This window comes from Methylorubrum sp. B1-46, from assembly GCF_021117295.1.
In the GTDB taxonomy this organism is placed as follows: Bacteria; Pseudomonadota; Alphaproteobacteria; order Rhizobiales; family Beijerinckiaceae; genus Methylobacterium.
Genome location: NZ_CP088247.1, coordinates 3,440,773 through 3,464,733 on the forward strand (window position 1 = coordinate 3,440,773; position 23,961 = coordinate 3,464,733).

Consider the following 23,961-nt stretch of genomic DNA (forward strand, 5'->3'; position numbering starts at 1 on the left):
CGGTCCCGGAGACAGCCTTTGACGATCGATCCCCGCCTCACCGCCGCCAGCCCCGCCGCTCCCCTCTCCGAGAACGGCCTGTTCCTGGCCGATGTCTGGGACGGGCTCGGCGCGAGCCCGAAGGTGCTGCCGGCCAAGTATTTCTACGACGCGGCCGGCTCCGCCCTTTTCGAGCAGATCACCGTCCTGCCGGAATACTACCCGACCCGGACCGAACTCGGCATCCTCGACGCGCGCGGCCCCGAGATCGCCGCGCTGCTTCCGGAGGGCGCGGCGCTCGTCGAGTTCGGCAGCGGCTCGACCGCCAAGCTGCGGCGCCTGCTGCGGCACCTGCCGGGGCTCTCGGCCTATCTCCCCGTCGATGTCTCGGGGGAGTTCCTGCGCGAGCAAGCCGGCCTGCTGCGCGGCGACTTTCCCGACCTCGCCGTGGAGCCGGTGGTCGCCGACTTTACCCGACCCTTCGCCCTGCCGGAGGGCGTCGAGAACCGGGCACTGGCCGGTTTCTTCCCCGGCTCCACCATCGGCAATTTCGAGCCCGGTGAGGCGGCCCGCCTGCTCGACGTGTTCGGGCGCATTCTTGGGCCGGGGGCGACGCTGGTGCTCGGCGTCGATCTCGTGAAGGACCGCTCGGTGCTGGAGGCGGCCTACGACGACGCGGCCGGCGTCACCGCCGCATTCAATCTCAATCTCCTCCACCGCATCAACCGCGAACTCGACGGCGAGATCGACCCGGACGCTTTCGCGCACCGGGCCTTCTTCAACGAAGCGGCCTCGCGCATCGAGATGCATCTGGTCAGCCGGCGGGCGCAGAGCGTGCGCGTCGCCGGGCGCGGCTTCGCCTTCGCGGAGGGCGAGTCGATCCACACCGAGAACAGCTACAAGTACACCCTCGACAGCTTACGGGCCCTCGCCGCCCGCGCCGGCTGGGCGTCGGTCGAAGCCTGGACCGATCGGGAAGAGTTGTTCTCGGTCCACGCCCTTCGGCGGCAGGGCTAGAGCATCGTCCCGAAAGGTGGCCGCCGGCTTTCAGGAAAAGACGATGCAAAAACAATGATCTAGAGCCTCGTCCCGGATCCGATTGCCGGGACGGGCGCGGGGCCGTCTTATACCGTTTCCGGTTGATCGCTTCGGTTTCTGCCCGACGCCGTCATCGCGAGGCGAAGCCGAAGCGATCCGGGGCGCGACATCTCCGGAAAGTGCCGAGCCCTGGATTGCCACGGCTTCGCCTCGCAAAGACGAAGAGACACCGAAGCGATCCAGCGGAGACCGTCTTACAGGCGGCAGGCTCCCGAAAGCGCCTCGTTCTCCGCGCTCGTGAACAGCCGCGAGCGGATGTGGAAGCGCTTCTCGCGGCCGTTCTCGAGCGAGAACATGCCGCCGCGTCCGGGCACCACGTCGAGCATGATGTGAGTGTGCTTCCAGACCTCGAACTGCGAGTGCGAGATGAAGAAATCCGCGCCGCCGACCCGGCCGAGATGCACGTCGCCATCGCCGGTGATGAAGTCGCCGACGGGGTAGCACATCGGCGACGAGCCGTCGCAGCAGCCGCCGGATTGATGGAACATCACCGGGCCGTACTCCGCCTTGAGCTCCTCGATCAGTTCCAGCGCCGCCGGCGTCGCGGTCACCCGCAGGGGCGTGCCGGAATTGTCCGCCCGCTCGGCGGTGACGGGTTCGACGCGCTCGGCGGCAGGGCTCGCGGACTCGCTCATGGCTTCCTCTCTCTGATCGTTCTCTCGTGGTTATCTGAGGCCGAACCGGCGGATGTCCAAGCGACCGGTTCTCCAGCCGCCAGCCCCGTCGAGGATAGCAGACGAACTTTGCCGGCCTCCTCCGAAGCGGCTTGGCCTTTCGACTACCCTCAGGTGGTGTGAAGGCGAGCGGCCCGACTTTTGCGACCCCTCGGCGAAACGTCCCTGCGACGAAAAATCCGCCGAGGATACCCGATGTCTCAGCCTGCCTCCGACCGGACCGCGCCCGCCGTGAAGACGACCTGCCCCTATTGCGGCGTCGGCTGCGGCGTGCTCGCGACGCCGGACGGCCAGGGCGGTGTGGCGATCGCCGGCGATCCCGACCATCCGGCGAATTTCGGCCGCCTCTGCTCGAAGGGCTCGGCACTCGGCGAGACCGTCGATCTCGGCGACCGGCTGCTCGAACCGCTCGTGGACGGCCGAACCGCGACCTGGGAGGGCGCGCTCGGCACCGTGGCCGGCGGCTTGAGGCGGATCGCCGAGCAGCACGGGCCGGACGCAATCGCCTTCTACCTGTCGGGCCAGATCCTGACGGAGGATTACTACGTCGCCAACAAGCTGGCGAAGGGCTTTCTGGGCACGCCCCACGTCGACACCAATTCGCGGCTCTGCATGTCGAGCGCCGTCGCCGCCCACCGCCGCGCCTTCGGCTCGGACACGGTGCCTGGCTGCTACGAGGATCTCGACGAGGCCGACCTGATCGTGCTCGTCGGCTCCAACGCCGCGTGGTGCCACCCGATCCTGTTCCGGCGGATGATGGATGCCCGCAAGAACCGCGGCACGAAGATCGTCACCGTCGATCCCCGCCGAACGCAGACCGGTGAGGAGGCCGACCTCCATCTCGGCCTTCAGCCGGGCACCGATACCGCGCTCTTCTCCGGCCTGCTGGTGCATCTGGCCGGCATGGGCAAATTGGACCTGCGCTTCATCGAGGCGCACACCGCCGGCTTCGAGGGCGCCCTCGAGCGCGCCCGGCAGATCGCGCCGGACGTGGCCGCCACCGCCTGCGCCACGGGTCTCGCGGAAGCGGACGTGCAGGCCTTCTTCGAGCTGTTCGCCCGGACGAAGCGCGTCGTCACCGGCTTCAGCCAGGGGGCGAACCAGTCGGCGCAGGGCACCGACAAGGGCAACGCCATCATCAACTGCCACCTCGCCACCGGCCGGATCGGCCAGCCCGGCATGGGGCCGCTCTCGCTCACCGGCCAGCCCAACGCCATGGGCGGGCGCGAGGTCGGCGGCTTGGCCAACATGCTCGCCGCCCACATGCACTTCGCGCCGGAAGAGGTGGACCGGGTCCGCCGCTTCTGGAAGGCGCCCAACATCATCACCGGCGAGGGCATGAAGGCGGTCGCGCTGTTCGAGGCGATCGAACGCGGAAAGATCAAGGCGCTGTGGGTGATCGGCACCAACCCGCTCGTCTCGATGCCGCGCGCCGACCGGATCCGCGACGCGATCAAGGGGCTCGACCTCTACGTCGTCTCGGAGGCGGTCGCGAACAGCGACAGCGCCCGCGCCGTGGGGAAGAAGACCGTGCTGCTGCCGGCGCTCGCCTGGGGCGAGAAGGACGGCACGGTGACCAATTCCGAGCGCCGGATCTCGCGCCAGCGCGCCTTCCTGAAGGCGCCGGGGCAGGCGCGGGCGGATTGGGCGATCCTGTGCGACGTCGCCCGCCGCCTCGGCCACGGCGACGCCTTCGCCTACAAGTCCGCCGCCGAGATTTTTCGCGAACACGCCGCGCTCTCGGCGTTCGAGAACGAGGGCAGCCGCGACTTCGACCTCGGCGGCCTCGCCGAGATGAGCGCGCGTGCCTACGACACGCACCTGCCGATGCAGTGGCCGGTGCCGAAGCGCGGGCCGGAGGCGAAAAAGGGCCGCGCCCGGCTCTTCGCCGACGGACGCTTCTACACCTTCGACCGGCGCGCCCGCTTCGTCGCGGTGCAGCCGCCGGCCCTGGCGCAGCCGGTCACCGCCGCGCACCCGCTGGTGCTCAACACCGGCCGGATCCGCGACCACTGGCACACCATGACCCGCACGGGCAAAAGCCAGCGCCTTTCTTCCCACCGCGCCGTGCCCTTCGTCGAGGTCCACCCCGACGACGCGGCCCGCTACCGCCTGAGCGACGGGGGATTTGCCCGCGTCGCGACCGAGCTCGGCAGCGCGATCCTCGAAGTGATGGTGACGGACGCCGTTCTGCCGGGCTCGATCTTCGTGCCGATGCACTGGTCCGACATGACCGCCTCCGACGGGCGCGCGGCGGCGCTCGCCCGCGGCATCACCGATCCGGTCTCGGGCCAGCCGGAACTGAAGGCGACGCCCGCTTCCGTCGAGGCCGTGGCCTACCGTTCCCGCGGCTTCCTGCTGACGCGGGACAGCCAAGCGGCGCCCGCCGGCTGGTGGTGGGCGCGGGCGACCGTGCAGGGCGGCTCGGGCCTCATCTTCGCCACCCAGGAGAGTTCGCGCGAAATGGCCCTGTCCGTGCGCGGCCTGTTCCCCGGCCACGAATGGGCCGAGTACGTCGATCACGCCCGCGGCCTCTACCGCTGCGCCGTCTATCGCGACGACCAGCTCGTCGCGGCACTCAGCGTCGCACCGGGCGACCGGCGGCCGGACTGGGAACTCGCCAAGGCGGTCTTCGCCAGCCCCGACATCGAGGCAATCGACCGGCGCGCCCTGCTCACGGGCCGGGCGGCCACGGTCTCGGCCGGGCCGGTGGTCTGCGCCTGCCACGGCGTCGGGCTCGATGTCATCACCGCGGCGATCGCGGCCGGGGCCGACACGGTCGAGGCGGTGGGCGCGGCCTGCAAGGCGGGAACGAATTGCGGCTCCTGCATCCCCGAGATCCGCAAGCTGCTGTCGCCGACGCTTGCGCGCAGCGCCGCGTAGGGGCAGGTTCAAGCTACTCCGTCCCGCTCTCGTCCTCATTCTGAGGTGCTGCGAAGCAGCTTTGAGGGAGGGCTCCGGAGACCGCGCGATCCCTGGAGGCTCCTTCGGGGCCTCCGCCTCGCTCCGGCCCCTCCGGATGAGAGATGGGGCTGGAACCTCGATTCGAGTCGTACAAGAAGACCATGAGCACGCCCCGCCAACCCCGCGAAACCCGCGCCGGCCTCGAGCCGCTGGCGGTGCTGCCCGTGTTCGTGCCGCTGCAGGACAAGCGGGCGGTGCTCGCCGGCTCCAACGGGGGCGCGCCCTGGAAGGTCAAGCTGCTCGCCGCTGCCGGCGCCCGGGTCGATGTCTATGCCGAGGCGCCGAGCGAGGAACTGCGCGGCGTGCCGGCCGAGATCGCCGCCGGCTCGGTGACCCTGCACGAGCGGCGCTGGACCCCGGAGGATCTTCAAGGCGCGGCCTTCGCCATCGGCGCCATGGAGGACGAGGAGGATTGCATCGCCTTCGTCGCGGCAGCGCGCGCGGCCGGGGCCATCGTCAACGCCGTCGACCGGCCGCATCTGTGCGACGTGAAGTTCGGCGCCATCGTCAACCGCTCGCCGCTCGTCGTCGGCATCTCGACCGAGGGCGCCGCCCCGGTCTTCGGGCAGACGGTGCGGGCGCGCATCGAGGCGATGCTGCCGCGCGGCTTCAAGCACTGGGTCGCCGCCGCCCGCGACTGGCGCGAGGCGGTCTCTTCCCGCTTCCATGGTTTCTCCGAGCGGCGCGGCTTCTGGGAGCGCTTCACCGACCGGGCCTTCGCCGAGCCGGACCGCACGCCGACGGAGGCCGACCTCACCGACCTGATGGGCCAGACCGAGGCGCTGCCGCTCGGCGGTGCCGTAACGCTCGTCGGCGCCGGGCCGGGCGATGCCGAACTGCTGACGCTGAAGGCCCTGCGGGCCCTGCGCAACGCCGATGTGATCCTCTACGACGACCTCGTCGCTCCCGAAATTCCCGACTACGCCCGCCGCGAGGCCCGCACCATGCTGGTCGGCAAGACCGGTCACGGCCCCTCCTGCCGCCAAGACGACATCAACGCGCTGATGGTCTCGCTGGCTAAATCCGGCAAGCAGGTGGTGCGGCTGAAATCCGGCGACCCGCTCGTCTTCGGCCGGGCGGGCGAGGAGATCGAGGCCTGCGAGGCCGCCGGCATTCCCTGCACCATCGTTCCCGGCGTCAGCGCGGCGCAGGGCGCGGCCGCCGCGCTCGGCGTGTCACTCACCCATCGCGATGCGGCCCGGCGCCTGCAATTCGTCACCGGCCACGACCGCCGCGGGGCGCTGCCCGAGGATCTGAACTGGGGGGCGCTGGCCGACCGCAGCGTCACCACCGTCGTCTACATGCCCAAGCGCACGCTGCGGGCCCTGCTGGAGCGGGCGGTCGCCGAGGGGCTCGCCCCCGAGACGCCGGCTCTCGTCGTGTTCAACGCGACGCGGGCGAAGCAGGCCACGGTCGCCGGCACCGCCGCGGATCTCGCCGGGCGGATCGAGGCCTCGGACCTGGAAGGACCGGCGCTGCTGATGGTCGGCGAGGCCCTGCGCCGGCACAACACCCGCGGCGCGGACGCTCCTGTCGAGATCCGGGCCGAAGCCTCCTGATACGGTCTCCGCTTGATCAAAGCGGAGATCGGATCGACAAGCCCGCACGGCGCTTGAGCGAAGTCGAAATCCGCCATCCCGAAGGGATCAACCGGATTTGGTACGACACCCTGCATCGTCTGGAGGACGGGGGCGCCCCGTGCGGCTTCCCGCGGGCTTGCGGCACGCCTTGAGCTCTGTGATGTGAGGGGCGGCGCCCTGATGCCCGAGGCTGTCGCTATCGGCACAGCGTCCGGGGATTGCGGGCCATCTCACACGGTCGTCCCGCCTCGTCGGGCGCCCTCACAGACACGCGTCCGAGAGCTCCATGCGTCGTCCCTCCCGCAGCGTTCTCCTGCCGCTCGCCGCCTTCGTCGCCGGCCTCGTGGCCCTCTCCGTCGCACTGGTGATGACGCTGGTGCCGCAGCATCCCCAGAGCGGTCCGAGCGGTGTCGGCGGGCCCTTCACCCTGGTGAACCAGGACGGGGCGACGATCACCGAGCGCGCCTTTGCCGGCAAGCCCTACCTGATGTTCTTCGGCTTCACCCATTGCCCCGACGTCTGCCCGACCACCCTACAGCAGATCAGCGACGTACTGGCGGCACTGGGGCCCAAGGCCGACGCGCTGAAGGTCGCCTTCGTCAGCGTCGATCCGGAGCGTGACACGCCCGAATCCCTCAAGACCTACCTGTCGAGCTTCGATCCGCGCATCATCGGCCTCACCGGCAGCCCGGAGCAGGTGGCGGCGACGATCAAGACCTTCCGCGCCTATGCCAAGAAGGTGCCGAGCCAGAGCGGCGACTACACGATGGAGCACACCGCGCTCGTCTACCTGATGGACGCCCGCAACGGCTTCGTCGGCGCGGTCAACCTCAACCGGCCGGCAGCGGAGACGGCAGCGGAGCTGTCGAAGCGGATCTGATCGCGCCGAGCGGGCGCCGCCCGAGCGCGCCGGTGCGAGAGGTGCGGGCCAGCCCGTGCTCGGTCTTGTTCCAGCGGTGCGGATGCCGCGCCAGTTCGAACACGGCGAGCCATGCCGCGAGGCTGCCGAGGAGGAAGTAGACGGGTAGCAGCAGCACGAGCGGCACGAGATCGAACCATCCGCGCCGGAGGCAGCCAACGAGGCCGGGCAGGCACATCGCTGCCAGCCCGCCGAGGAACACCGTGATCGAGGCCGCACGCTTCACGATGGCGAGGCCGTCCTCCGCCTCGACCCAACTGACGAGGTCGACGAGACCGCCGAGCAGCATGAAGGGATAGAACAAGGCCGAGACGACCGTGCCGGGCAGCAGCGCCAGCACACACAGGCTCCCCGCCGCACCGAGGCGGCGATAGAGGTGGAGCGGGCGCCGCCCATGGGTGAAGCTCGTCTGCAGGAAGCCCTTCATCCAGCGGGTGCGCTGGCGCAGCCACTTGCGCGGATGGGCGAGCGCCTCCTCGAAGGTCGCGCTCGGCAGATCGCCGACATCGTAGCCCGCAAGCGCCATGCGCAGGCCGAGATCGGCATCCTCGGTGACGTTCCACGAATCCCATCCGTGGAGATCGCGCAGGACGCGGGTGCGGAAATGCGTCGAGGTCCCGCCCAGCGGTGTCGGCATCCGCCACGCGGCCAGGGCCGGGCCGAGCACGTCGAACAGAGCCGCGTACTCGATGGCGAACAGGCGCGGGAGCCAACCGTCGCCGTGATTGTCGATCACGAGGCGGCCCTGGAGGCAGGCGGTCGAGGCCGGCGCGCGGGCAAACAGCGTCGCGGCGAGGCGAAGCTGTTCAGGCGAAATCACGTCTTCCGCGTCGTAGACCACGAGGTGCTCGCCGCGGGCGAGCGGGAGGGCCGCGTTCAACGCCCTCGGCTTCGTGCGCGGCATGCCCTCCGGGACGGTGACGATTTCGAAGCGGGCCGGAAGCGGGGTCGCGCGGAACGCCGCGGCAGTCTCTTCGTCGTCCGCCTCCAGCAGGAACTTGATGTCCAGCTTGGCTGCCGGATAGTCGAGTCGGCGCAGGGCGCCGAGCAGACGCGGCACCACCGGCGCCTCCCGGTAGAGGGCGATGAGAATCGTGTAGGTCGGAAGTTCTTCGTCCGTCAGGAGCGCGGGCCGCTTTTCGGGCTCTGTGGGGCGCAGGATCTCGGCAGCCCCCATCCCGGCCGCGGTGAGGCGGAAGGTCAGCAGAGTCAGCATCAAGCCCTGGATCAGCAGCAGCAGGAGGAAGCCTGCCATCGTCGGAAGGCGAGCGAGCAGGACGACAAGGGCGAACATGCTGCCGGCCAAGACAAGGTCGATCGCCAGCGGCCCAGGGCGGCAGGACCATTCGGGACGCAGACGCCCCAGGGTTTCGGAGGCATCCTCGGCGATGGCGGCCCCGTACCGTGCGAACAAGGCCTGCCTCAAGGCCGTCGGAGTCGTGATGGCAGGCAGCGCCGATCGATCCGCCACCGCGATCAGGCGCGCCACCGCCGCACCGCGCGGTGCCGCGACGAGGACTTCGCCTCCCTCCGATGTCACGAGTGGCGCGGCGCCGGCCTCAAGACAGCGCCTGTACGGAACACCGTCTCCGATCGTGAACGCTCCGGCGAGAAAGGTCGCTCCGAGCCGGCGGGCTAGCGCGCGGTAGAACACCTCCTCGGAGAGAAGCCCCTCGTTGAGGAGAGCGGTCGCGGCGTCGGTGCCGCAGCGTCGGGCGATGGTCGCGGCCCGGCTCAGCGTCTCGAGGGAAACGCCTTCGGCGGCGAGGAAGCCGATTTCCGGCGGGAGCAGAGCGGCCCGGTGGCTCCGTCGGCGGTCGAGATCGGACAGGGTGACAGCTCCCTGCGAGCCCGCGCCGTGCTAGGGAGAGGCATGGGCTCGGACCTCTCCACCGGCGTGCACTGCGCCACGACAACAACCAGTGCGTCAATTCTCGGCCGCTGGGTACGGTGGCTGATCGTACCAGCCGTTATCATTTCATTAACCAATGTTGTATCGGCACAACAGCCGACCGGACCGGCGCCCACGCCATCGGTGGCCATCCCGAATTTCTGGAATCCGCGGGCGCGCGGCGAGCGCGTCGAGGCGCCGCAGACGGGGCGGGCCGTCCGCTTCATGACCGACGACGAGTTCCCACCGCTGCACTTCGCGGGGCCCGACGGCATGCCGACGGGCTTTGCCGTGGAACTGGCCCGCGCGGTCTGCGAGCGGCTGACCATCACCTGCACGGTGCAGGCGCGCCGCTTCGACACGCTGCTCGACGCGCTCGCCGACAAGCAGGGCGACGTGGTGGCGGCCGCCGTCCCCCTGACCGCGGGCCTGCGCGCGCGCTTCCTGGCCACACGCCCCTATTTCCGCTGGCCAGCCCGCTTCGTCGCCCGCAAGGATCGCGGTCTGCCCGCTCCCTCGGCGAGCGCGCTGGCCGGGCGGAGCGTCGGAGTCGTGGAGGGCAGCGCCCACGAGGCCTACCTGAAAGCCTATTTCCCTAAGGCCACAGGCAAGACGTTCACCGACCTGTCAGCGGCCGAGAGCGCGCTCAAGCGCGGCGAGGTCGAGTATCTGTTCGCCGACGGCCTCAGCCTCGCTCTCTGGCTGAACGGCCAGGAAGCGGAAGGCTGCTGCGCCTATTCCGGCGGCGACTACTTGGAGAACCGCTATTTCGGCGAGGGCATCGGCTTCGTCACCCGCACCGAGGACGCGGCACTCGCCCGCGCCCTCGACGATGCGTTGCAGCGGGTGTGGGACGATGGAAAATACGCTGAGCTCTATCTACGGTTTTTTCCGGTCAGTCCGTTCTGACCTGGGCCCGAACGCCCTAACTGCTGTAGCGTGAAGCCCGCGCCTCACGGGGCCTGCAAGCCCCGGCCGAGAACATCGTCCCGGATATCCGATCCAGAACGATGTTCTAAAATGATCGTTTTGCATCGTCTTTTTCCGAAAGCCGGTGGCCACCTTTCGGGACGATGCTCTGAAGGCTCGAATGGACCGTCCACGAATGCCGAAGCCGTACAGCACACAGGGACAAGCGCGTCGCCGCGCCGGCGAGCCGCACACCGCGCAGCGGGAGAGCGATCTGTCCCTGGAGCGCCGACAGAAGCTCGCGCTGAACCGCTTCACCTATAGCGGCGGCTATGACGGCTACGAGGGCCGCATGATCCTGAAGCCAGAGCTGAGACGACGGGACGGACACCCCCACGGGTCTCGCTGACCCTCGCCGCATCGTCCACACAGTGACCGGGAGGCGGCTCCTCCCGGATGAGGTCCGTCAGCGCCGTCCGGCCACCCGCCGCATTGCCCCGCCGCCACCGGACGCGCCGGTGTTCTCCTCGAACAGCTCGGCGAGCTTCTCCGTCATTGCGCCGCCGAGTTCCTCGGCGTCGATGATCGTAACGGCGCGGCGGTAGTAGCGCGTCACGTCGTGGCCGATGCCGATGGCGAGCAACTCGACCGGCGAGCGGGTCTCGATCTCCTCGATCATGTAGCGCAGGTGGCGCTCGAGGTAGTTGCCGGGATTGACCGACAGCGTCGAATCATCGACCGGCGCGCCATCCGAGATCACCATCAGGATGCGGCGCTGCTCGGGCCGCGCCAGCAGGCGCTTGTGGGCCCAATCCAGCGCCTCGCCGTCGATGTTCTCCTTCAACAGCCCCTCGCGCATCATCAGCCCGAGGTTTTTCCGCGCGCGCCGCCAGGGCGCGTCGGCCGACTTGTAGATGATGTGGCGCAGGTCGTTCAGGCGGCCGGGATTGGGCGGCTTGCCGTTAGCAAGCCACGCCTCGCGGGACTGGCCGCCCTTCCAGGCGCGGGTGGTGAAGCCCAGAATCTCGACCTTCACGCCGCAGCGCTCCAGCGTGCGGGCGAGAATGTCGGCACAGGTCGCCGCGACCGTGATCGGGCGCCCGCGCATCGAGCCGGAATTGTCGAGCAGCAGCGTCACCACCGTGTCGCGGAAGTCGGTGTCCTTCTCCTGCTTGAAGGAGAGCGGCTGGAACGGATCGGTGACGACACGGACGAGGCGGGCCGGATCGAGCTGACCCTCTTCGAGGTCGAAGTCCCAGGCACGGCTCTGCTGCGCCAGCAGGCGACGCTGCAGGCGGTTGGCGAGACGCCCGACGACGCCCTGAAGGTGGGCGAGTTGCTTGTCGAGATAGCTGCGCAGCCGCGTCAGCTCCTCGGCATCGCACAGATCCTCGGCCTCGACGGTCTCGTCGAAGCGCGGATTGTAGACCCGGTAATCGGGGCCGGTGCGCTCGTTGCCGCGCTGGCTCGGCGGGCGCCAGGATTCGGAAGCCTCCTCCGATTCCGCGTCCTCGGCCTCTTCCGGCAACTCGCCGGAGGGCGCGTCGGCGGACTCGGTGGCGCCCTCGTCGAGTTCGTCGGTGGCCTCATCGGACACCTCGATCTCGGCGCGGTCGCCCTGCGACTGCTCTTCAGCCTCGCCCTCGCTCGGCTGCTGCTCGTCGTCCTGAGCCTGGTTCTCGTCCTCGTCGCTCTCATCGTCCTGATCGAGCGGCGTCTGGTCGGCCATGTCGAGGGAGGAGAGCAGGTCGCGCACGGAGCGGGCGAAGCCGCGCTGGTTGTCGATCGTGCCGATCAGGCCGTCGAGGTTCTTCCCGGCGCGCGCCTCGATATGCTCGCGCCACAGATCGACGATCCGGGCAGCGGCAGGCGGCGGCTTCTGGCCAGTGAGGCGCTCGCGCACCATCAGCGCGACGGCATCCTCCATCGGCGCGTCGGCCCGGTCGGTGATGTTCTCGTACTTGCCGCCGCGGTGGTAGCGGTCCTCCAGCATCGCGGTGATGTTGGCCGCAACGCCCTCCAGCCGGCGCGAACCGATCGCCTCGACGCGGGCCTGCTCCACCGCATCGTAGACGGCGCGCGCCGCGGCGTTGTCGGGAGCGAGCCGGCGGTGGACGCTCGTATCATGGCAGCCGAGGCGCAAAGCCATGGAATCGGAGTGGCCACGCAGGATCGCCGCGTCCTCGGCGGTGAGCCGCCGCGTCGGCTCGGGCAGGCGCGCCTTGTCGCCGATCAGCGCCGGCCGGTCGCTGGCATAGGTGACCTCGATATCCGGCCGCTTGGCGATGGCGCGCAGGCAACCGGCCACCGAGCGCTTCAGCGGCTCGGCGCCGGGTTCCTTACGATCACCGGTCTTGGGGCGGTTGGTCAGGGCCATATCTTCGCGGACGCCACCGAATCGAGTTCGAAGGCCCGGTCGGGGCAATGCCATGACGGCGGGGCCCCAAAACCGGGAAGACGAGCGCCGTCCCCGTCGCGTGCGAGGGGGACGGCTGCCCGATCAGCTCAGCGCAACGTTGAGCGCGCTCTCGGGCAGCTCCTTGCCGAAGGCACGCTGGTAGAACTCGGCCACCAGCGGACGCTCCAGCTCATCGCACTTGTTGAGGAAGGTCACCCGGAACGCGAAGCCGATGTCGCGGAAGATGTCGGCGTTCTCGGCCCAGGTGATGACCGTGCGCGGGCTCATCACGGTCGAAAGGTCGCCGTTCATAAAGGCGTTGCGGGTGAGATCCGCCACGCGCACCATCCGGTTCACCGTGTCGCGCCCGCTCTCGTTCTGGTAGTGCGTCGCCTTCGAGAGCACGATGTCGACCTCGCGGTCGTGCGGCAGGTAGTTCAGCGTGGTGACGATCGACCAGCGGTCCATCTGGCCCTGGTTGATCTGCTGCGTGCCGTGATAGAGGCCGGACGTGTCGCCGAGGCCGACCGTGTTGGCGGTGGCGAACAGGCGGAAGCCCGGATGCGGGCGGATGACGCGCTTCTGGTCGAGCAGCGTCAGGCGGCCGGAGACCTCCAGCACGCGCTGGATCACGAACATCACGTCGGGCCGGCCGGCATCGTACTCGTCGAAGACGAGCGCGACGTTGTTCTGCAGGGCCCAGGGCAGGATGCCGTCCTGGAAGGCGGTGACCTGCTTGCCGTCCCGCAGGACGATGGCGTCCTTGCCGACGAGGTCGATACGCGAGACGTGGCTGTCGAGGTTGATCCGGATGCAGGGCCAGTTCAGCCGCGCCGCGACCTGCTCGATATGGGTCGACTTGCCGGTGCCGTGATAGCCGGTGACCATGACGCGGCGGTTGCGGGCAAAGCCCGCCAGGATCGAGAGCGTGGTCTCGCGGTCGAAGATGTAATCCGGATCGAGATCCGGCACGTGCTCCTCGGGCTCGGAATAGGCCGGCACCTTGAGGTCGAGGTCGATGCCGAACACCTCGCGGACGGAAACCTGGCGATCGGGCAGGGAAGCGGGCGTATCGTCGGACAGCATACGGAACCTCATCGAGGCGGCCGGGAGCGTGCGTAAGCCCGCGCGACCGCGCAATTTCGTCGTCAACTCACCTGCCGGGCAGCCCGTCGGTAAGCGGGCGGATGTCATCCTTAATCGCCGCCCCGCGGCATCGCCAAGGGGGCTCAGCCAGAAAGACGGGTCGGCCTGAAGGATGGTTCATCCGGGAAGCCGGCTTCGCGAAGAAGCGGTATCGTATGAATATAGGGCGCGCACGGACATTTGCTGCCCCATCCATCGCCGGCCCGATCGGCGCCCGGCGCAAGGGCGGAAAGTCTTCCCCCCGCCGGGACCGGGGCGGGCCGGCGAAGGGAGGTCGCGCTCAGCACATCCCGGCGGCGCGCAGCACGTCGTGGGCGCGGATGATGTCGCGCAGGCGGTCCTCGAAGGAACGGTCACCGCCATTGGCATCGGGGTGGAAGCGCTTCACCAGGGTCTTGTACTGCGCCTTGATCGCCGCGGTGTCGGCGTTCTCGTCGAGGCCCATCACGTCGAGCGCCTTGCGCACCGCCGCCGAGTGGCGCGGCCGCTGCGGCTCCGGCTCGGCTTGGCGCCGGCCCGCGGCCCCGCCGCCGACCCCGTTCGCCCGCAGGATTCCCAGCGGATCTGCATAGGCCCAGTCGCGCTCGGCCTCGGGCTTGGCGCCCTTGGCCTTGCCCTCCGCGGCTCCTGCGGCGGCGTTCATGCCCATCGACCAGGTCGGCCGATGACCGATGATCGCATCCTTCTGGTAGGCCTCGACCGCGGCATCGTTCATGCCGTCGAAGTAGTTGTAGGCGGCGTTGTAGGCGCGCACGTGGTCGATGCAGAAGCGCCAGTACTGACCCTCCTGCTTGCGGCCCTTGGGCGCGCGGTAGAGGCCGGGATGGGTGCAGCCCTGCGCCTCGCAGGCCGCCTCGGTCGTGGCGGCGCCCGCATCGGCGCCCTTCCGCCCACCGGCCCGCGTTCCCGCCTTCGCTCCCTGCTTGGGATCGTCACAGGTCGGCTTGATGCGGATGCGGTCGAACAGCGGCGAGTTGAGATCCATGACGGGCCGATTATGAGGGGCGGACGCGCGGACGGAAAGGCCGTCGGGCCTGATGCCGCATGCTTCGATCCGGGGTTGACGCTTCTGTGCCCGAAAGGTGCCGGGCCGGCATGTCCGAAACAGGTTCGCGGCGCATTCGAAGCGCCGCCTTTCGCAGTGAGGAAACGATGACCGGGACCCTGAAGGACTGGATCGCCGGGCGGCTCGAGGCCGAGTTGGCGCCGACCGCGCTGGAGGTGATCGACGAGTCGCACCTGCACGCCGGCCATGCGGGAGCACGTCCGGAGGGCGAAACCCATTTCCGGCTCGATGTCGTCTCGGCGGTGTTCGAGGGCAAGAACCGGGTCGAGCGTCACAGGCTCGTCAACGGGCTCCTCGACGAGGCTTTTAAGCGCGGCCTGCATGCCCTGGCGGTGCGGGCCCGCACGCCGGGCGAGGCGGGCTGAGGCCCTCACCGGGAGAGGGCGACCGCCGTGGGGCTTCGCTGCACGCCGCAGATCGAGATCGACGAGGCCGAGATCGAGGAGAGCTTCGTGCGCGCCTCGGGGCCGGGCGGGCAGAACGTCAACAAGCTCTCCACCGCGGTGCAACTGCGCTTCGACGTGCGCCGCTCCCGCAGCCTGCCCGACGCCGTGGCGGTGCGGCTGATGCGGCTCGCGGGCCGGCGCCTGACGGGGGAGGGCGTGCTCGTCATCAGCGCCCAGCGCTTCCGCACACAGGAGCGCAACCGGGCGGATGCCCGCGATCGGCTCGCGGCGATGGTGGCGGAAGCGGCGGTGCCGCCGACGCCCCGCCGCGCCACCCGGCCGACCCTGGCCTCGAAGAAGCGGCGCCTCGACGAGAAGGGTCGCCGCAGCAGCGTCAAGCGGCTGCGCGGCGGCCCAGGTGACGAGGGGTAAGTTGACGAAGGGTAAGGTAAAGAAGGGTGAGGATCAGCCCGCGGCAGCCGGCGCGGTCGCCGTCGGCTTCGCCTCCGGATGCGCATCGGGCTGCGGGGCGGCGATGCCGGAGACGTAGGGCGTGTCCTTGAGCCAGATCGTCAGCACCAGCGCGATCACCGCGAGCAGGGCGGCAAAGCCGGCCGGGAACAGGAAGGCCCGCTCGCCGAACCATCCGTGGAGGAACCCGCCGACCACGGCGCCGGTGCTGAGCGCACCCCAGAGCGGCGCCTGCAGCCAGAAGGACGGGGCCGGCTTGTGCAGGATGAGGTTGGCGACGCCCGCCCCGAAGCGCACCACCGTTCCCGTGACGTAAGTGATGGCGAGGCTGCGGCCCGCCTCGTCTTGCAGCGTCGCGTTCTGAATGCCGAGCGCCAGCACGATCGGATAGGCGTGGAGCGGGAAGGCCGTAGTGCCGAAGGGGACCAGCAGGCCGATGGCGAACAGGATCGCCTGGATGATGAGCAGAACCGAGAGCCGGAAGCGACCGGCCCAGGCCGCGATCAGCGTGCCGAGGAAGGCGCCGAAGCAGAACAGCGCGATCACGCTGGCAAAGCGCGTGGTGCCGTCCCAGTCAAAGCCGGCCACGGCCACGCCGAACCGCGTGGTGTTGCCACTCATGAACGACATGAAGAGCTGAGAGAATTCGAGGAAGCCGATCGAGTCAGCCGCGCCGGCGGTTCCCGCCAGCATCAGCGCGAACGGCACCCGCGTCACTGGGCTCGCCGGAAAGGCTTTGTTCGACTCGTCGGGCATCGGTTCCCCTGATTTTGCTCCGCAGCACAACGGTATTACGGCTATCCGGTTGCATCCATTTCATGAGATCCGATCAAGTGTTTGTGCAGGATTAAAAGCCGTCCGGGCACGTCTATTCTCTTCTGGCGCCGGATAGAGGCCGGACGCATCTCGGTCACGACGAGTCCTGCCTGCCTCACCTCGGCTTTCAGGTAGGCGTCGGCATGGGCGTAGCGGCCGTCGGCCCCGAGGACGACGCCGGTTTCCTCCTCCTGCGGCGACTGGACGGTGAAGACGGCCAGCCCTGCCGGCCGCAGCACGCGAGCCATGCCCGAGAGCGCGGATGCCAAGTTTCCCAGATAGATGAACACATCCGCCGCCACGATCAGGTCGGCCGAGGCCTCCGGTTCGCCGGCGAGGAAAGTGACGAGATCGGCCTCGACGAGGCGCTCGTAGAGGCCGGTGCGGCCGGCCTGCGCCAGCATCGCCGGAGAGAGGTCGCACCCGGCCAGATGCCCGGCCCGGTTCGCCAGCGCACGCCCCATCAGGCCGGTGCCGCAGCCGAGATCGAGCACATTCGAGAAGTGTTGCGGCGCACAAGATCGAAGCGCGACCGGCAGCGCATCGAGTGCGGCGACGATCAGCGCCGGCCCGCAATAGCCGAGTTCGTCCACGAGATGCCGCTCGAAACGCGGGGCGTAGCCGTCGAACAGCGCGCGGAGATAAGCCGGCGACATCGCCGCGAGGGCGTCGCCTCCGCCCAGCGCCGCCCGGTGCAGCCGGCTACCGAGCGCGTCCGACGGGTCGAGGTCGAGCGCCCGCTCGAAGGCCGCGAGGGCGGCCTGCCGGTCGGTCTCGTTGCGGCTCTTCTCGAACAGGGCTTCGCGGGCACGCCCGAGCAGGAACCAGGCGGGAGCATAGCCGGGTGCGAGGTCGAGGGCTTGGCTCGCCATCTCCGCCGCCGCTCCGGGATCGTCCTCGGCGAGGCAGGCCTCGGCATAGGCGTAGCGGCGGTCGGCGAGGAGGTCACCGGAGGAAAGTTGGCGTGACATCGCGGCAGGATGGCGGGGTGTCGGTGCGACGGAAGGTTCCGCCCTATATCCCGGCCGATGTCGCAGCGCGCCTCCGATCTCCTCACCCTGACCCGCGAGGGTCTTTATTGTCCGCTTGGGCGCTTCCACGTCGATCCGACGCGGCCGGTGGAGCGGGCGCTGATCACCCACGGCCATGCCGACCACGCCCGCGCCGGGCACGGCACGGTGCTGGCCACCCCCGAGACGCTGCGGATCATGGCCGTGCGCTACGGCGAGGATTTCTGTGCCTCGCGCCAGGAGGCGCGGCTCGGTGAGCGGATGCGGATCGGCGACGTCACCGTGTTCTTCGCCCCGGCCGGGCACGTGCTCGGCTCGGCTCAGATCGCGATCGAGCGCGAAGGCAAGGGGGATAGCAAGGGGCCGCGCCAGCGCATCGTCGTCTCGGGCGACTACAAGCGCGCGCCCGATCCGACCTGCCTGCCGTTCGAGGTCGTGCCGTGCGACGTGTTCATCACCGAGGCGACCTTCGGCCTGCCGGTCTTCCGCCATCCCGACACGCGGGGCGAGGTGCGCAAGCTGATCGAATCGGTGACGCTGTTTCCCGAGCGCGCGCACATCGTCGGCGCCTACGCCCTCGGCAAGGCGCAGCGGGTGATGGCGCTGCTGCGCGAGGAGGGCTGGGATCGGCCGATCCACCTGCACGGTGCGATGGAGCGGCTGACCGAGCTGTACAAGCGGGAGGGCGTGCCGCTCGGCGAGACGCCGAAGGTGGTGGCGGCCGAGCGCAAGGATCTGCACGGCGCCATCGTGCTGTGCCCGCCCTCCTCGATCCAGGATCTGTGGTCGCGCAAGTTTCCCGATCCAGTCACCGCCTTCGCCTCGGGCTGGATGCGGGTGCGCGCCCGCGCCCGGCAGAAGGGCGTCGAGCTGCCGCTCGTCATCTCCGACCATTCCGACTGGCCGGACCTGTGCCGGACGATCCTCGACACCGGGGCCGAGGAGGTCTGGGTGACGCACGGACAGGAGGACGCGCTGGTGCATTGGTGCGGCACGCGCGGCATCCGCGCCAAGCCGCTGCACCTGCTGGGGTATGGCGACGACGGCGAGGCCGAGCCTGATCCTGGGCAGGAACCGAAGATGGCGGAGGCCTCGGCGTGAACGACTTCGCCCACCTTCTCGACCGCCTCGCCTACGAGCCGCGCCGCAACGCCAAGCTGCGTCTGCTCCAGGACTTCTTCGCCGGCGCGCCCGACCCCGAGCGCGGCTGGGCGCTGGCCGCGATGACCGGCGGCCTGACCTTCCGCGAGGCCAAGCCGGCGCTGATCCGCGCGCTCGTCGAGGAGCGGGTCGATCCGGTGCTGTTCGCGCTCTCGCACAATTACGTGGGCGATCTCGCGGAGACGACCGCGCTGATCTGGCCGGGACCGGATGAAAGCTCCGCTCCCCGCGCGCGCGGAGAGGGTCGCGACGACCTCGTCGTCGGCGCGACGAGCGGTCGTGGGAGTGAGGGGGCGGTTCAGGGTGAGCCCATTTCGGAGATGCCCCCTCACCACCGCCAGCCGACTCGCTTCGGCAACGACGAGGTCGCCGAAGCCCTGTCCCCGCGCGCGGGGACAGGGGATGCACCGGGTCTCGGCCACAACAATCCGCCGCCCGCCGTCCCCACTTTGGCGGAGGTCGTGGAAACCCTCGCCACCACTCCGAAGCGCGCGCTGCCGCAGCATCTCGCAGGCTGGCTCGACGCCCTCGACGAGACCGGGCGCTGGGCGCTCCTGAAGCTCGTCACCGGCAACCTGCGGGTCGGCGTCTCGGCCCGGCTCGCCAAGACCGCAATCGGGGCGCTCGGCGGCCACGAGGCCGATGCGGTGGAGGAGGTCTGGCACGGATTGAGGCCGCCCTACACCGAGCTGTTCGCCTGGGTGGAGGGAAGGGGTGAGCGCCCCGATAGCCGCAACCCGGCCCCGTTCCGCCCGCCGATGTTGTCGCATCCGGTGGAGGCGTTCGAAGACCTCGACAAACTCGAGCCCGAAGCCTTCTCCGCCGAGTGGAAGTGGGACGGCATCCGGGTGCAGCTCGCGGGCGGGCGCGACGGTCAGGGCCGGCAAGTCCAGAAAATCTACTCGCGCACCGGCGAGGACATCTCCGAAGCCTTCCCCGATCTCACTGACGCGATCACCTTCGAGGGTGCCCTCGACGGCGAGCTGCTGATCCTGCGCGAGGGCCGGGTCCAGAGCTTCAACGTGCTGCAGCAGCGGCTCAACCGGAAGGCGGTGACGGGCAAGCTCCTCGACGAGTTCCCGGCCCATGTCCGCGCCTACGATGTGCTGTCAGCCGAAGGCGAGGACTTGCGCGGGCTGCCCTTCGCCGAGCGCCGGCCCCGGCTGGAAGCCCTGGTGCGGCGGCTCGACCATGCCCGCATCGACCTCTCGCCGCTCGTCCCGTTCGCGACCTGGGACGAGGTCGCGAGCGCCCGCGCCGACCCGGCTTCCGCCGGCGCGGGCGCGGATGCCGACGCCGTCGAGGGCGTGATGCTGAAGCGCCTCAACAGCCCCTACCTGCCCGGCCGCCCGAAGGGGCCGTGGTGGAAGTGGAAGCGCGAGCCCTACGTGGTCGATGCGGTGATGATGTACGCCCAACGCGGCCACGGAAAGCGCTCGTCGTTCTACTCGGATTACACCTTCGGCTGCTGGCGCGAGGGGGCGGAGGGCGAGGAGCTGGTACCGGTCGGCAAGGCCTATCACGGCTTCACCGACGCCGAGCTGCAAAAGCTCGACCGTTATGTCCGCAACCACACCACCAAACGCTTCGGTCCGGTGCGCGAGGTCGCCTACGGCCGCGACGCCGGCCTCGTGCTGGAGATCGCCTTCGAGGGCGTGCAGCGCTCGACCCGGCACAAGTCGGGCGTGGCGATGCGCTTCCCTCGCGTCAGCCGCATCCGCTGGGACAAGCCCCCGGCGGAGGCGGACCGGGTCGAGGTTCTGGAGCGAATTCTGGCCCGCGGCGAGCGCGAGGTCGCGCCGGGGACGACGATGGAGGCATCGGAATGAGACAGGCGGGCAGGAGCGCCGGCAAGATCGGATCGCTCGAAGGCTTTTCGGCCGGCGACGTGACCCGGCAGGCGAGCGCGCGGATCACCGTCGCGACGCCCGGCCAGGGTTTCACCGACATCACCGAGGCGGTGGCCGCCTTCGTGGCCGAGAGCGGTATCCGCTCTGGCCTCGTCAGCGTATTCTGCCGGCACACCTCGGCCTCGCTGACGATCCAAGAGAACGCCGACCCGGACGTACGGGTCGACCTGATGACCGCCCTCGACGGGTTCGCACCGCGCCACGGTCAGTATGTCCACGGCATGGAGGGGCCGGACGACATGCCCGCGCATATCCGGACGATGCTGACCGATTCGGGTCTCACCATCCCTGTGCGCGACGGACGGCTGGCGCTCGGCACGTGGCAGGGGATCTACCTGATCGAGCACCGCGACCGCGGCCATCGGCGGGAGATCGCGCTGCACGCTGTCGGGGCGTGAGCGGGATCAGCGCCGGATCAGGATCACGCCGGCGACCAGCAGGGCGACACCGATCAGGCGCGGGCCGTCAATGGGGCGCTGGGCGAGACCCATCCAGCCGAAATGATCGAAGGCGACCGAGGCGAGCATCTGCCCGGCCACGAGCAGCGCGATGAAGGTCGCGGCGCCGAGCTGCGGCACGAGGACGATGGCAAGCCCGATGAAGAGCGCGCCGAACAGTCCGCCGCTCCAGCCCCACCACGGCACCCGCGCCGCCGCACTGGCCGCGGGCAGGGGATCGCGCAGGGCCAGGATGAGCAGCACCATGCAGGCGAGGCCGACGGCGTAGCTCGCGAAACCGGCCCAGGCCGCCGATCCGAGATCCGTGCGCAGGCGCGTATTGAGCCCCTGCTGGATCACGATGCTGATGCCGGCGCTCAGCGCGAGGAGAGAGGGCAGCAGAACTCTGAGCATCGATCTCGGCTTCCCCCTCGCTCGATCGGCCGACCCATCGACGTCCAGATCGCTGCCGCGATCCGGTTCATACCGTTTCCGGTTGGCTGCTTGGGGATTTATCGGACGCCGATTTCGCGAGCGTCCGCGACGCAATCCGGGGCGCGACAACCCCGTAAAGGACGCGCACGGCAACGGTCCAGCTCCGCTTCGCGAGGACGGTCGCGTGATCGACGCGGATCGAACGGAAGCAGAGCCCGCCGCTCAGTCGAGCGCGATCAGCGGTCGCGCAGCAGCAGGTAGAGCGCGTGGATCGAGCCCGGCAGGTAGAACAGCAGGCAGAGCAGGATGTTGAACAGGAACTGGATCCCGATCCCGTTCGTCATCAGCACCGAGATCGGCGGCAGGAAGAACGCGATCAGGATCTTGATGAGGGTCGACAAGGGGAACTCCGGTTCACTCACGATGGTCGGGCGGTGAACGAGAGCGGCGCTGTTCGGTTCCGCATGGCAGCCCTCCGGTCAGAGAGGGCTGCCTGAAGCCTTACGCCGCCTGCTTCAGCACATCGTAGAAGCGTCCCCCGGACTCGGCCATCGCCAGCAGGTTGTCCGGCGGGGTGAAGCGGGCGCCGTGCCGGGCTTCGAGGGCACGGGCCAGTTCGACGAATGCCCCCGCGCCCATGAAGTCGATGTAGGAGAGCGCGCCGCCGGTGAACGGGGCGAAGCCGAAGCCGAGGATCGAGCCGACATCCGCCTCGCGCGGATCGATCACCACGCCTTCCTGCATCGTGCGGGCGGCCTCCAGCGCCTGCACCACGAGGAAGCGGTGCTTCAGCTCCTCCACGTCGAGGCTGTCCGGATCGAGCCGGTTCGGCTGGATCTCGGAAAGGCCCGGCCAGAGCTTCTTCTGGCCGCCTTCCGGGTAGTCGTAGAAGCCGCGCTTGTTCTTGCGCCCGAGCCGGCCGTGGGTCTCGACCATCGCGACGAGGAGCCGCTTCTGATCCGGATCGACGGCGCCCTCGCCGAGCTGCGCCTCGGTCGCGCGCATGATCTTGAGGCCGAGATCGAGCGCCACCTCATCGTTGAGCGAGAGCGGGCCGACCGGCATGCCGGCCATCCGCGCCACGTTCTCGATCATGGCCGGGGGCACGCCCTCGGCGAGCATCTTGTGGCCCTCCTGGATGTAGACGAGCACGCAGCGGTTGGCGAAGAATCCGCGGGAATCGTTGACGACGATGCCGGTCTTCTTGATCGCCCGCACATAGTCGAGGGCGGTGGCCACCGCCCGGTCGCCGGTCTGGTTGCCGCGGATGATCTCCACGAGCAGCATCTTCTCCACCGGCGAGAAGAAGTGGATGCCGACGAATTGCTCAGGCCGCTTCGAGGTCTGGGCGAGCCCTGAGATCGGCAGGGTCGAGGTGTTGGAGGCGAAGATCGCGTGCTCCGGCAGCGCCGCCTCGACCCGCGCGATCACCTCGGCCTTCACGCGCGGATCCTCAAACACCGCCTCGATGACGAGATCGCAGTCCGAGAGCGCGGCATAGTCGGGCGTCGCGGTGATGCGGGCTAGCAGCGCGTCGCGGTCGGCGGTCTTGGCCTTGCCGCGGTTGATCTGGCCGGTGATGAGCTTGTGGCAATGCGCCTTGCCGGCATCGGCCGCCTCCTGGTCACGGTCGATCAGCACGACCTCCATCCCGGCCTGCGCCGTGACGTAGGCGATGCCCGCGCCCATGAAGCCGGCGCCGATGACGCCGACCTTGCCCACCTTCGTCGGCTCGACATCCTTCGGCCGACGGGCGCCCTTGTTGATCTCGCCCATGGAGATGAACAGGGTGCGGATCATCGCCTGCGCCTCCTTGGTGCGCAGGATGTGGGCGAAGTAGCGACTCTCGACCTTGAGGCCGAGATCCATCGGCAGTTGCAGGCCCTCGTAGACCGAGGCCAGGATCGCTTTTGCCGCGGGGTAATTGTCGTGGGTCTCACGGCGGTAGATCGCGTTGGCCGGCGGCCAGATCATCATGCCGGCCGGCGAGTAGACCTTGCCGGACGGCGCCTTGAACTTCGGCACGTCCCAGGGAGCCACCGCCGAGCCGCCCTCGCGGATCCAGGCTTTAGCCCGCTCGACGATCTCCGCCGCCGGGGCGACGGCGTGGGCCAGCCCCATATTCTTGGCCATGAGCGGACGGATCTGCTCGCCCTTGAACAGCATCTGCAGCGCGTCGCCGGTCTGCATCAGGCGCGCCACTCGCTGGGTGCCGCCGCCGCCGGGGAACAGGCCGACCTTGATCTCGGGCAGGCCGACACGGGTCTTGTCGTCGTCGGCGAGCACCCGGTGGTGGCAGGCCAGCGCGAGTTCGAACGCACCGCCGAGGCAGAGACCGTGCACCGCCGCGGCGAACGGCTTGCCGCAGGTCTCGAGCTTGCGGAACACGAGGCTGAGGCGGCGCGACTCCTCGAAGAAGTGGCGCATGGCCACCGCCTCGCCCTCACTCGCCTTCAGCCGCTCGTACTCGACCCCAAGGCCCTGGAGCATGGTGAGGTCGGCGCCGCCGGAGAAGTTGTTCTTCCCCGAGACGATGACGCAGCCCTTGATCGCCGCGTCGGCGACGACCGCGTCGACGATCCGGTCCAGCTCCGCCATCACCTCCATGGTGATGACGTTCATCGAGCGGCCGGGCATGTCCCAGGTCGCGAGCGCGATGCCGTCGGCATCGGTCTCGAAGCGGAAATTCTCGGTGGCGGTCATCGCGAAAC

The 23,961-nt window shown here is 69.4% G+C and carries 21 protein-coding genes; 11 read left to right on the forward strand and 10 right to left on the reverse strand.

What is annotated here, in order from left to right:
- Window positions 1-18: 18 nt before the first annotated feature.
- Window positions 19-996 carry an L-histidine N(alpha)-methyltransferase gene (egtD, locus tag LPC10_RS15990; protein ID WP_231343224.1) on the forward strand — a complete coding sequence of 326 codons (978 nt, stop codon included), beginning with the start codon at window positions 19-21 and terminating at the stop codon, window positions 994-996.
- 275 nt (window positions 997-1,271) lie between these two features.
- On the opposite strand, the gene LPC10_RS15995 is transcribed toward egtD, so the two are convergent.
- A complete protein-coding gene (locus LPC10_RS15995; RefSeq protein WP_231343226.1) occupies window positions 1,272-1,712 on the reverse strand; it encodes a DUF779 domain-containing protein in 441 nt (146 codons plus the stop codon).
- A gap of 234 nt (window positions 1,713-1,946) precedes the next feature.
- Here LPC10_RS15995 and LPC10_RS16000 point away from each other — a divergent pair, with 234 nt between their 5' ends.
- The 3 genes from LPC10_RS16000 (at window position 1,947) to LPC10_RS16010 (ending at window position 7,175) form a co-directional block, all read left to right on the forward strand.
- Entirely contained in the window at window positions 1,947-4,634 is a 2,688-nt protein-coding gene (locus LPC10_RS16000; protein ID WP_231343227.1) for a nitrate reductase, read from the forward strand.
- Between the two features lie 182 nt (window positions 4,635-4,816).
- Complete coding sequence (cysG, locus tag LPC10_RS16005) at window positions 4,817-6,274, forward strand: siroheme synthase CysG (protein WP_231343229.1); 1,458 nt, start codon at window positions 4,817-4,819, stop codon at window positions 6,272-6,274.
- 307 nt (window positions 6,275-6,581) lie between these two features.
- The gene (locus LPC10_RS16010) at window positions 6,582-7,175 is read left to right on the forward strand and encodes an SCO family protein (RefSeq protein WP_231343231.1); all 594 of its coding nucleotides are present in this window, start codon (window positions 6,582-6,584) and stop codon (window positions 7,173-7,175) included.
- Here LPC10_RS16010 and LPC10_RS16015 read toward each other — a convergent pair.
- Complete coding sequence (locus LPC10_RS16015; protein ID WP_370644732.1) at window positions 7,126-8,991, reverse strand: glycosyltransferase family 2 protein; 1,866 nt, start codon at window positions 8,989-8,991, stop codon at window positions 7,126-7,128. The two genes, LPC10_RS16010 and LPC10_RS16015, sit on opposite strands and share 50 nt — an antisense overlap.
- 96 nt (window positions 8,992-9,087) lie before the next feature.
- Between LPC10_RS16015 and LPC10_RS16020 the strand changes: the two genes are divergently transcribed.
- On the forward strand, window positions 9,088-10,014 hold the full coding sequence (locus LPC10_RS16020; protein ID WP_231343237.1) for a transporter substrate-binding domain-containing protein: 927 nt from the start codon (window positions 9,088-9,090) through the stop codon (window positions 10,012-10,014).
- A gap of 196 nt (window positions 10,015-10,210) precedes the next feature.
- On the forward strand, window positions 10,211-10,423 hold the full coding sequence (locus LPC10_RS16025) for a hypothetical protein (protein ID WP_231343239.1): 213 nt from the start codon (window positions 10,211-10,213) through the stop codon (window positions 10,421-10,423).
- Window positions 10,424-10,480: 57 nt separating this feature from the next.
- Here the strand turns inward: LPC10_RS16025 and cobT are convergent, their stop codons facing one another.
- The 3 genes from cobT to LPC10_RS16040 all read right to left on the reverse strand — a co-directional run bounded on the left by cobT (window position 10,481) and on the right by LPC10_RS16040 (window position 14,543).
- A complete protein-coding gene (gene cobT / locus LPC10_RS16030) occupies window positions 10,481-12,391 on the reverse strand; it encodes a cobaltochelatase subunit CobT (protein WP_231343241.1) in 1,911 nt (636 codons plus the stop codon).
- A gap of 123 nt (window positions 12,392-12,514) precedes the next feature.
- Complete coding sequence (gene cobS / locus LPC10_RS16035; RefSeq protein WP_231343242.1) at window positions 12,515-13,498, reverse strand: cobaltochelatase subunit CobS; 984 nt, start codon at window positions 13,496-13,498, stop codon at window positions 12,515-12,517.
- 340 nt (window positions 13,499-13,838) lie between these two features.
- Window positions 13,839-14,543, reverse strand: a complete 705-nt coding sequence (locus LPC10_RS16040; RefSeq protein WP_231343244.1) for a J domain-containing protein — start codon at window positions 14,541-14,543, stop codon at window positions 13,839-13,841.
- 167 nt (window positions 14,544-14,710) lie between these two features.
- Between LPC10_RS16040 and LPC10_RS16045 the strand changes: the two genes are divergently transcribed.
- Both LPC10_RS16045 and arfB read left to right on the forward strand, forming a co-directional pair.
- Window positions 14,711-14,989 (forward strand): BolA family transcriptional regulator, encoded by a 279-nt coding sequence (locus LPC10_RS16045; protein ID WP_231343246.1) that lies wholly within the window; start codon window positions 14,711-14,713, stop codon window positions 14,987-14,989.
- A gap of 27 nt (window positions 14,990-15,016) precedes the next feature.
- Window positions 15,017-15,442, forward strand: coding sequence for an alternative ribosome rescue aminoacyl-tRNA hydrolase ArfB (arfB, locus tag LPC10_RS16050; protein WP_231343248.1), 426 nt, complete (start codon window positions 15,017-15,019; stop codon window positions 15,440-15,442).
- Between the two features lie 33 nt (window positions 15,443-15,475).
- Here the strand turns inward: arfB and LPC10_RS16055 are convergent, their stop codons facing one another.
- Both LPC10_RS16055 and LPC10_RS16060 read right to left on the reverse strand, forming a co-directional pair.
- Window positions 15,476-16,237: a YoaK family protein gene (locus LPC10_RS16055; protein WP_231343250.1), complete on the reverse strand. Its 762-nt coding sequence runs from the start codon at window positions 16,235-16,237 to the stop codon at window positions 15,476-15,478.
- Between the two features lie 41 nt (window positions 16,238-16,278).
- Window positions 16,279-17,268, reverse strand: coding sequence for a methyltransferase domain-containing protein (locus LPC10_RS16060; protein ID WP_231343252.1), 990 nt, complete (start codon window positions 17,266-17,268; stop codon window positions 16,279-16,281).
- A 57-nt stretch (window positions 17,269-17,325) separates the two neighbouring features.
- Between LPC10_RS16060 and LPC10_RS16065 the strand changes: the two genes are divergently transcribed.
- Genes LPC10_RS16065 through LPC10_RS16075 form a run of 3 tightly spaced genes read left to right on the forward strand, consistent with a single transcriptional unit; the run spans window position 17,326 to window position 20,776 of the window.
- Entirely contained in the window at window positions 17,326-18,408 is a 1,083-nt protein-coding gene (locus tag LPC10_RS16065) for a ligase-associated DNA damage response exonuclease (RefSeq protein ID WP_231343254.1), read from the forward strand.
- Window positions 18,405-20,297, forward strand: a complete 1,893-nt coding sequence (locus LPC10_RS16070) for a cisplatin damage response ATP-dependent DNA ligase (RefSeq protein WP_231343256.1) — start codon at window positions 18,405-18,407, stop codon at window positions 20,295-20,297. Before LPC10_RS16065 ends, LPC10_RS16070 begins: the two co-directional genes overlap by 4 nt.
- Window positions 20,294-20,776: a secondary thiamine-phosphate synthase enzyme YjbQ gene (locus tag LPC10_RS16075; protein ID WP_231343285.1), complete on the forward strand. Its 483-nt coding sequence runs from the start codon at window positions 20,294-20,296 to the stop codon at window positions 20,774-20,776. The genes LPC10_RS16070 and LPC10_RS16075 overlap by 4 nt, the downstream gene beginning before the upstream one ends.
- A 6-nt stretch (window positions 20,777-20,782) precedes the next feature.
- On the opposite strand, the gene LPC10_RS16080 is transcribed toward LPC10_RS16075, so the two are convergent.
- From LPC10_RS16080 to LPC10_RS16090, 3 genes are all read right to left on the reverse strand, one after another.
- Entirely contained in the window at window positions 20,783-21,229 is a 447-nt protein-coding gene (locus tag LPC10_RS16080; protein ID WP_231343293.1) for a DMT family transporter, read from the reverse strand.
- Between the two features lie 257 nt (window positions 21,230-21,486).
- A complete protein-coding gene (locus LPC10_RS16085; RefSeq protein WP_012455304.1) occupies window positions 21,487-21,651 on the reverse strand; it encodes a YqaE/Pmp3 family membrane protein in 165 nt (54 codons plus the stop codon).
- 100 nt (window positions 21,652-21,751) lie between these two features.
- Window positions 21,752-23,953, reverse strand: coding sequence for an FAD-dependent oxidoreductase (locus LPC10_RS16090; protein ID WP_231343295.1), 2,202 nt, complete (start codon window positions 23,951-23,953; stop codon window positions 21,752-21,754).
- Between the last annotated feature and the right edge of the window lie 8 nt (window positions 23,954-23,961).